The following is a 5,183-nucleotide window of genomic DNA, read 5'->3' as shown; positions in this document are numbered from 1 at the left end:
AGACATTTGATTTCCTAAGGTTTCCGTGAGCGATTCATCGCGTCACTATGCAGTTAATGATTGATTGACTGTTACCCCTGCGAGGAGCGTTTTCAGAACGAGCATCTCTCGGCTCCGCACCATCACGAAGATAGGCGAAGACCAACATCGCACGCTTCCAGGCGTCGATGGCGATACAACCATCATCTGCAAGGGTTTCTGCAATCAGACATAGAGCTTGTCGCGCCACTTTTGATCATGGTGGTGCAACGACTATAGGTTTCCGCGGAAGGTGTGAGAAAGACCTTGTAAGCAGGGAGGCATGCCCCTCAGGCATGGCAGGAGAGAGCCATGCCTTCGGACATAACGAACATCCTCGCCATAGAGAGCCGGGGCATTCTTAAGGCGGTGCTGTGTCACCCATGCGCGTTTATATCGGCACGATCAGCTATACGATCTATCTTGTTCACATGTCCGCGCTCTACGTTGTGTGGGGCCTGCACCTGAATCGGCTGATCGCCACGGCGGCGGCCCTCGCTATTACCTTGGCCTTTGCAAGCGCAAGTTGGTTCCTGCTTGAAAAGCGTTTGACTCGCGGGCCCATCGCGGTTCAATTGCCCGATATTGCCGTGCCCGCTTCTGCCGGACTCGCATCATGAAATCTTGGGCGCTACTTCTCACGCTGGCCGCGTCCTGTTACGCCAACGCGGTCGAACCGTTGCTTATCGAAGCGTATGGAGACTCCACGACGCTCGGCATCTCGTGCATCAATAACGAGTGCCGGGAGAACGCAGGTAACGCCGTGGCGTATTTGCAGGCCGACCTACAGCGAAAGTTCGGCGATAGCGTCACCGTCTCCAATCTTGGGCTTGGCGGAACAATGGCGACGCAGCTTTATGCCGGGAGCGACCGGATTCCCGTCGTGCCGTGGCCGGAACGCATGCGGGCGTCGCGCGCGCGTATCGTCACGATCAACTACGGCATCAACGAAGTGGCGCAAAACCAGACGCCCAAGCAGTTCTACGATGTTGAAACGGCGCTGGTCAAAGTCGCCGTGGCGAACGGCAAGCTTGCGGTTCTCGCCACGTCAAACCCTGTGCTTGACGGCCGATTCAATGCGCGCGTTTCGATGATGGCGGCGATGACGCGCCGCGTCGCGCAGGAACAACATGTGCCGCTGATCGATCAGTTTGCCTACGTCTCGGCTTTGCCAGACTGGCAGCGCGGTATGTCTGACGGCGTTCATCCGCTCGCGTCGCTCTACAAGCTGAAGGCGGACCGCGATTTTGCCGTGCTCGGCCCGATCGTCACTCAACTTCAGAACGATAAGCGCAAGTAATTGAGTAGGCGAATGGCAGGTTACGGTGTTCACGAATGAGCTGATGCTGAATTGTCAAAACCCACTGGTTGGGCACATCTGGCAAAGGTCCAGCGATGCGCTGGAGGCCAGCTCTTACCGGGCAGCCGCATAGCGGCCCAATTGCTGCCGCTCGCCAAACCCACGAAGCCGTCACTCGAATGGCTGGTTCGCCCGGAAACCTGCCCGACAGCCCACGAGCACTTCCCGGTCTTTGCAGCCATTGGCCCTCCATAATTGAGCGGGCGGTATCGGTCGCGGCCATTGATGAACAGGCGGCGGAAAAAAGCGTCAGGCCTGCCCGAAATGCTTGTGCTGGCGTACTGTTCAATTTGGCAGACAAATACTATTCTGTTATACCCTTCGGGCTGGTGTCGATGCCTATGCACCGGCTTTCGACACGTCGTTCAACAAAACTTCGCCCCAGCCACGGTGAGAAGAGCCCTCTCTCGACACACGCTTCGAGGATCGGGCTGCAGCGCGGCGGAACTGACGTGTAACCCGCCACTACGGTGTCGCCCATGCATAGCCAAGCCATCAAATGTGTCTTGCTTCTCGTATGCGGATGCCCGCCCGTTATGAACACTTACGCCGCCGATTCGATCGGCGCGATCAAGACCGTCAAAGGGGCGGTACATATTGAGCGCGCCGGGCAGAACCAGGATGCTGCGATTGGCAGCGAGGTGTTCGGCAGCGACCGCATAGTGACGGGTCCCACCTCCTCCGTCGGCATCACGTTGCGCGACAACACGCTGCTATCCGAAGGCGCCAATTCCATTCTCGAACTCAACAAGTTCGCATTCAACACCACCACCTACCAGGGGACGCTCGACGCCACCATCAGGCGCGGCTCGCTCGCCGTCGTGGATGGCGAGCTCGCAAAGGCGAACCCGGAATCGGTGCGCTACAGCACTCCGACCACCACGCTGGGCGTGCGCGGCACCGAATTCATCATCGAAGTCGGCGGCGAAAGCGGGAGCGGGCGTTGAAACCGTCCATCCGGAGCGACCGGCTGAGACCGGCGGCGTTAGTCATCGCAACCTGCCTCTGCGCGTGCAGCTCGACGCCGGACAAGATCACCTTGTTGCCGGATCCGGGGGGCAGCGTCGGCGCCGTCGTCGTCAAGAGCACCAACAAAACGCAGGTGATCGACACCGCATACGCCCAGGCCAGTGTTGCGAGGAACGGCGCGATCGAAGTGACCACAGGGAACCCGTCCGACGTGCAGGGACGCTACAGCGATCTGCTTGCCGCGCGCCCCCCGCGCCCCAAGACGTTCACAATCAACTTTCTGTTCGACTCCGCCACCCAGCTGGCCCCGGATTCGGCGGCCACTGTCACGAAGCTGAAGACTGCGCTGGCAACGTGGCCCGCTCCCCACCTCACGGTGGTTGGTCATACCGATTCGGCGGGTTCCGACGAGTTCAACGACAGGCTCTCGATGCGCCGCGCGCAGACTGTCGCCGCATTCCTCGTCAAGGCCGGCATACCCGCGCAGCAAATCGAAACCGCCGGACGCGGCAAGCGCGAGCCGATCGCGCACACGGCGGACGGCGTGCCGAGCCAGATGAACCGCCGTGTCGTGATCACCATTCAGTGAGCCGGGCCATGCCGCACCGCCTCGCGTGATCGTCGCCTCTTTTCCGCCGCCGACATGAAGCGCTATCTCAACACTTGGCTCATCTTCATTAGACGCATGCTCAGAGCGCGCAAAGGGCGGCCCTGGGCGCTCGTCGTGCTGTTCACCCTCGTCCTGCTCGACCTATACGGCGAGTGGCCGACCAATGTGCCGCGTCCCGCCTTTCTCAATACGTTCAACGGGGTGCTCCCGGATGCCTTCGGTTCGGCGCGGCAGCTGCTGTTCGACCACTACCAGCGCCATTTTCCGCGCGTGCCCACGACGCAGCCGGTGATCATCGTCGAAATCGACGACAAGACGCTGGAAGCCGTCGGTCAATGGCCGTGGCCGCGCAACAGGCTGGCTAACCTCGTCGATGCGATCGCCGCACAGAAACCACTTGCGATCGGTCTCGACATCTACATGCCGGAACTCGATCAAACCTCACCGGCCAAGGTGGCCGACAATCTGCCGTCCTCGGCGGCGGATATCGCCACCCAGTTGCGGGCATTGCCGAGTCACGAGCGCATTCTCGCCACCTCGTTGCGCGCGGCGCCGTCCATACTCGGCGCGGCTGCTTTCGATCACGCCACCTCCACGACCAGTACGGACCTGCTGAGCACGCCCATCCTCGTGCATGGCCCGGACCCGACGGACAAAATGCAGCGCTTTCACTACGTGCTGGCGAGCCTGCCAGAACTGCAGGGCGCGGCGCATGGCCAGGCGATGCTGAACGTGGCCCAGGAACAGGGCACGGTGCGTCGGATTCCGCTCATCATGGGTCTCGGTGACAAGATGGTTCCCGGCCTGCCGATCGAGATGCTGCGGGTCGCCATCGGCTCTCCCGCGGTGGACGTGTACGCGGACGAGTCAGGCGTGCAGGCGGTGGGTGTCGCGGACGTGCGGGTTCCCACGCAGCCTGACGGTGACATGTGGCTGCATTTCGCGTCGATCCAGGCGACGCAGCAACGCTATGTGTCGGCAAGCGATGTCCTGCAAGGCAAGGTCAATGCGACGCGCTTTCGCAATAAGCTGGTATTGGTCGGCCTGACGGGCACCGGCCTGACCGACATGCGCACTACAGCGCTGGGCGAGCTGGTGCCCGGCATCGAAATCCAGGCGCAGGGCATAGAAACAATCTTCGAAGGCCGGTTCCTGCGCAGGCCACTCTGGCTCCAATGGGCGGAAATCGGCTTCATCGTGGCGTTCGGCCTGCTGCTCGTCTGGTACGTGCCGCGCACCGACTCGCGGATCGCGTTATTCATTAACACGGTGCCGAAGGCGTCCGCGATCCTGGGCCTGTCGCTGAATCTGCTGATGCTTTCCTTCTGCATGGTGTTGTTCAAGTATTTCGGCCTGCTGGCCGATGCGACTTCGGCCTTCATCATCCTTTCCGCGGTCATCGGCAGCTTTTTCTCTACCTCGGTGCTGGCCCACGAGACGCGGAACCGGCCCGATGACGCCCACGCGCACACGTCCCAGGACGGCGACCGCACGGGCAGCAACGCGGCTGGCTAATACGACGCCCCGCAAATAGATTTATTGTCGATGGGCCAACGGCTGCAAAGGCCGAACTGCTGTCCTCGAGAGCCGGCTTGGATGACCGGACCACTCTGCTAGCTGCCATAAAAGCACCGACAGCGCGACCGGCGGTAGTAGGTCAGACAGCGCCCGCCGGATGCGAGCGCAGACTGGTTCTCCCTTCACTTGAAAGAAGATAGTCATGAACGCGGCTGATGCTGTTCAGTTGCTCCTCGGCCATACCAAACTGGAGAGCACAGTGAGATATCTGGGCATCGAGGTTGGCGATGCACTTGAGATGGCGGAACCGACAGAAGTTTAAACAGCAGCACCTCTGGACGCCGATGGACCATCGGTCGCTGTCCGGCCAGAACCGGGGCATACCTGGACAACGTTGCGACCGAGGAGATGGGACTGAACGGGAATCCGAAACATTCCAGGCAAGTTGCCGAATTGCTGCTCGACTGGAAAACCGGGATTTACCGGATACGGTAGCGGCAAACTTGAACACGGCGGCCGAATTCATCAGTCAATGACGGCCAGTTTCAGCCAGAAACGCACCTGTAGCGGTGGATTGTCGAGTATGTTTGCAATAGGCTAATTGTGTTAGAGAGGTGTCCAATGGCTGAGATCGTCCATCCCTTTTACGAGTCGCATCGCGGTGCAATGGAGGCCGCCATGCACCATCGCCTCGACCTTGCCGAAGCG

5 protein-coding genes and 1 pseudogene are annotated in these 5,183 nt (G+C 60.6%); all 6 read left to right on the top strand.

Annotation, left to right across the window (positions count from 1 at the left end):
- The first annotated feature begins 392 nt into the window (after positions 1-392).
- Entirely contained in the window at positions 393-638 is a 246-nt protein-coding gene (locus JWR14_RS19615) for a hypothetical protein (RefSeq protein WP_299710009.1), read from the top strand.
- Positions 635-1,318 (top strand): SGNH/GDSL hydrolase family protein, encoded by a 684-nt coding sequence (locus JWR14_RS19610; protein ID WP_299710007.1) that lies wholly within the window; start codon positions 635-637, stop codon positions 1,316-1,318. The genes JWR14_RS19615 and JWR14_RS19610 overlap by 4 nt, the downstream gene beginning before the upstream one ends.
- A gap of 596 nt (positions 1,319-1,914) precedes the next feature.
- Entirely contained in the window at positions 1,915-2,325 is a 411-nt protein-coding gene (locus JWR14_RS19605) for a FecR domain-containing protein (protein WP_299710006.1), read from the top strand.
- Positions 2,322-2,936, top strand: coding sequence for an OmpA family protein (locus JWR14_RS19600; protein WP_299710004.1), 615 nt, complete (start codon positions 2,322-2,324; stop codon positions 2,934-2,936). The genes JWR14_RS19605 and JWR14_RS19600 overlap by 4 nt, the downstream gene beginning before the upstream one ends.
- Before the next feature lie 135 nt (positions 2,937-3,071).
- Positions 3,072-4,472, top strand: coding sequence for a CHASE2 domain-containing protein (locus tag JWR14_RS19595; protein ID WP_299710002.1), 1,401 nt, complete (start codon positions 3,072-3,074; stop codon positions 4,470-4,472).
- 220 nt (positions 4,473-4,692) lie between these two features.
- Positions 4,693-4,797: pseudogene (locus JWR14_RS19590) on the top strand (integrase); the annotation flags it as partial.
- Positions 4,798-5,183 lie beyond the last annotated feature (386 nt).

It is taken from the genome of Caballeronia sp., assembly GCF_028292365.1.
In the GTDB taxonomy this organism is placed as follows: Bacteria; Pseudomonadota; Gammaproteobacteria; order Burkholderiales; family Burkholderiaceae; genus Caballeronia.
The sequence above is the reverse complement of the archived record's forward strand: the minus strand, read 5'-3'. Positions and strand labels throughout refer to the sequence as shown.

Bases quoted from the DNA above. Each gene is read 5' to 3' on its own strand.
- JWR14_RS19610 (WP_299710007.1), top strand. From the start codon at position 635: ATGAAATCTTGGGCGCTACTTCTCACGCTGGCCGCGTCCTGTTACGCC.
- JWR14_RS19605 (WP_299710006.1), top strand. From the start codon at position 1,915: ATGAACACTTACGCCGCCGATTCGATCGGCGCGATCAAGACCGTCAAA.